General features: G+C 41.9%; 2 protein-coding genes and 1 pseudogene. All 3 read right to left on the bottom strand.

Annotated elements, in window-relative coordinates; genetic code table 11:
• Window positions 1–822: pseudogene (locus FOT42_RS17820) on the bottom strand (hypothetical protein); the annotation flags it as partial.
• Between the two features lie 445 nt (window positions 823–1,267).
• On the bottom strand, window positions 1,268–1,738 hold the full coding sequence (locus FOT42_RS17815; RefSeq protein WP_151891784.1) for a hypothetical protein: 471 nt from the start codon (window positions 1,736–1,738) through the stop codon (window positions 1,268–1,270).
• The coding region (locus FOT42_RS17810) for an RHS repeat domain-containing protein (protein ID WP_313788437.1) at window positions 1,728–3,811 on the bottom strand (2,084 nt) is incomplete at its 5' end. The genes FOT42_RS17815 and FOT42_RS17810, both read right to left, overlap by 11 nt.

Genomic DNA, 3,811 nt, shown 5'->3' with positions numbered 1-3,811 from the left:
GGCAGATGGGATGTTGGGCAAGTGGCCATGTTCCTGTATGTATTTTTGGACTTCTTCAAGGGATTTGAGGTCGTACCCATCTTTGAAGACATAATCGGGACCGGGAACTAAAAGGTCCACCTTGACTTCTTCGGCATGAATGTTGCCTTTTACAGTGAGTTCTTCATCAGGGTTTAGGGTTCCAATCCCTACTTTTCCACCAACAGCCAGATGGGTACCATATGGCACTTCCGTGGAGGTTTCAAAACCTATGGCCACTCCCCTGAAGTTTAATTTTGAACCGATATCAGGTTGAAGGTGCAGAGATGAGTAATACTGCATATACGCACTTTGTGAATGTCGGGCCAGAATCCATGCCCTTCTTGAATTTGTACTACGGGCATTTCCAATCTCAATTCCATTGTTGTTACTTACGAAATGTTGAAGGACGTCACCTGTGGTAGTTAGGGTCGGGTATGAACTTGTAGCACCCGGAAGATAAAGAGTCAACTTGGCATTTGGGTTATTGCTTCCGATACCTACATTTCCACTATTGTAATATATGTTGGAACCATTTGTACTCCATTGGGAAAATGCCTTAGAGGACATTATAAATGCCAGTACAAGAAGAATAAATGTCAAATTCTTTTTTCCAGTCATTCCTAAGTTCATTTGTTGAAATTTTAAGTGGTGAAGAAAATATGCCCAAGCACATAAAAAAGAGGAGAGAAAGCCCCCATCCTTATTGTTTGCGGGGCAATCCGAAAAGGGGAGCTTAATTGTTATAAAAAGAATGGGGACAGGGATGAATCCATGGATCCCAAGAAGGGTAGAGGTTTTCAATAATTGGTATTTAATGGTTAGTGGTAAGAAAAATACCAATAAATGCTTAAAAATTATTACAGGAAAACCTTAAAAAAAGTAGGGTTTTTCTATAAAACAATTTATAAAACAATTCATCTATTTGATTATCAATACATTAATTACATAATGATTAGGTTAGGTATTCTAGATTTTACAATTTCTTAATTGGTATTGTCCATATCATTTTCTTGGTGACTTTCTCAAAGAATGAGATTTTCACAAATCTTGCCTCTTACTTTTTTGCATAAATCTTGTCGTAAAGTTTGCGATATCTACCTTGAATGAATCCCAAAAGAAACAAACGCTTCCATATCACAACTCTCAAAGGAATAAACCTTGTAAAAACAAAACAGCAACCCAAAAAGAGTTGCTGTTGATTTATGTGTTAGGTAAAATAATGATTTTACTGTAACATCACTGTTGCTTAGTCGTTTTCAATTTTATCTTTTAGATTTTGAAGATTAATCTTATTATCTGACATGAGATTATTAATCGTTCCCGCAAACTCATCATTTTTAAACTTATCACCATTTAAATCATCTCTTATTATAACACCATCATAGACGGTATAAATGATTGAAATATAATGTATGGATTCTGATTCTTTGTCAACCATATCAACAACTACAGAGCCATAATTTGCACCCACATTAACTTTTTCATTCAACTTGGCAGATTTTGCAAAAATTTTGGCCAACCTCGATATTTCATCCTGATTATTTATGATCAACTTTTCTTTAAGGTTGTGTCTTCCATCTCCTCCCTTACTGATTAAAATAATTCTATCAATCTTTTGATCTTTAACCTCTGCTTTTTTATTAGTCGAGAAGTCACATGAAGTGTTAAACACAAATGCAATTAGCACTATAAGTTTTAAATTTCTACTATTGTTCATTATTTGGTTTTCTAATTGTGGTTATAAGTTCTGATTGAGAAATAAAGGCACGACCACCTGGGACACCTGCTCCCACGCCTAAACTAGCTCCAACGTAATTAACATCCCAGTCAAATGGACCATCTACTCCTAGAGAAAAACTTCCAGAAACAGGTCCATAACTCCCATCTACTCCTATTGTTGTTCCTTCAAGTGAATTCCTGTCAAAATTGTCAGTAGTGGAAAAAACCGCTCCAAGTTCAATTCCCACACCTCCAGCAAAACCAATTTGGACATCACTGTGAGAAGGCCCATACAAAAATGCACCTCCTGCATCATCACCTTGTAAAATTGCTGCTATTTGTACATTACCTGCAGCTCCTCCACCAGCAACAACTTGCCCTCCAATGTCAATTGTTATCGCATCGGTCTGGCCAAATGTATTTTCTGCCAATTGCAATGCTTGATCAAACCCACCTAACTCTATCGGAGCATTGAGTGGGCTATTCTCTGAATTCGTACCAGGATCTTGAACTGAAGGTGGTAAAACTAAGTTTTCAACATCTAAAGTAATATCAATTTTTTCGCTTTTGATTATTACTGCATCTCGATACTCACCACTTGCTATATCTTTCCCTCTTATTACTATATCGTCAGGTGACATCCCATCTGGATCAATGAACCTCAAAGGATTATTGAACACAAAATTATATGGCGAGTGCCTCCTCATCTGTTCCGCCAAAGGATCCAAATTCATCCACCTACCGAGTGCAGGGTCATAGTTCCGTGCACCAAAGTCATACGTCGCAATGGATTCATTGAAGCTATCTTCATACTCCTTCCCACCGAACTTCCACTTCTGCGCCACACTGTTGCCGTAGGAAGAGGTAACGTTGTTGTATCCCTTGTGCTTAAGGCCGAAAGGATAGTAGTTGTTCTCCTCCACAATTTCAGCATTTGGGTCTATTGAACCGTTGCCATTGCCATCGGTATAGGTCAATCTGATGTTGCCGAGGTGGTCCTTATATTGGTACACATAGTCGTAGCCTCCATTGCCGTCCGGCATTACATATCCCTCCGGGTGGGAAAAGAACTCCAAATTACCGTTTTGATAGACATAATTGCCCACATAGTCTGTCACGGAACCTCCCACGGTCTTTTGCAACTTGGTGCCCGCGGCATCATAAATATACGAAATCGTCCCTTGGGACGTGGCAATGTCCGTTGGAAGGTTCAGGTGGTTGTAGGTAATGTCCGTGACGCCCTTGTTGTCGTCCCTGGTCATGTTCCCGTTGGCATCGTACCAATAGTCCTGGCCATCGGCCCCGCTGTCCCTGAAGCCGTGGGTGTCACTGCCGTCGTCCCGTACCTTGTAGAGCCTGTTGCTGGTCTCGCTGTTGAAATAATTATAGTCCAGGTTGTCCATCGTCCCGGTAAAGGAGGTCACCTGTCCATTGCCGTCCACAGCGGTATGCCCTTTTCTGTTCAGGGTCTGTATGTTCCCGTTCTTATCGTAGGTTATCCCGACCAGATTATAGTGCCCCGTATTATCCGTTGCAGAGGTGATCCGGTTGAGGGGGTCGTACCCATATCGGTACCATTTCAAGCTGTTGTCCGTATTGGCCGTGCGCCACTCCGTCTCGGCTATGTTTCCGTTGAACAGTGCCGTACCGCTATGGGACACTGTGTTGTAGTTGATCTTGAATGCCCAGAGGTCACTGCCCAGACTGGAGGGATTGTTAATGGCCTTTAGCCAGCCCCTAACGTTATATGTGTAGTCCACTGTCTGCAGTCCGCCCCCGACCTTCTTTTTCTCCAGTTGCCCCAGGTCGTCATAGGTATTGTCCACCAATGTCTCTTGGGCCTGCCCGCCTATGGTCTGTTTTTGGCGGAGAAGCCTGCCTTCGTGATCGTACTCAAAATCATCTATGGTCACGATATCGGCATTACCGGTGCGTTTGTGCGTGGCCTTGGTCTGTACCACTTTTCCACCAAAATCATATTCCGTCTCCACAATGTCCGTGGTGTTCAGATAGTTGTTCTTGCTCGCCGTATAAATGACCCTTCCCTTGGTATCATAGCCCGTTATGGTGG

It is taken from the genome of Flagellimonas hadalis (genome assembly GCF_007785775.2).
GTDB classification, from domain to species: Bacteria; Bacteroidota; Bacteroidia; order Flavobacteriales; family Flavobacteriaceae; genus Flagellimonas; species Flagellimonas hadalis.
The sequence above is the reverse complement of the archived record's forward strand: the minus strand, read 5'-3'. Positions and strand labels throughout refer to the sequence as shown.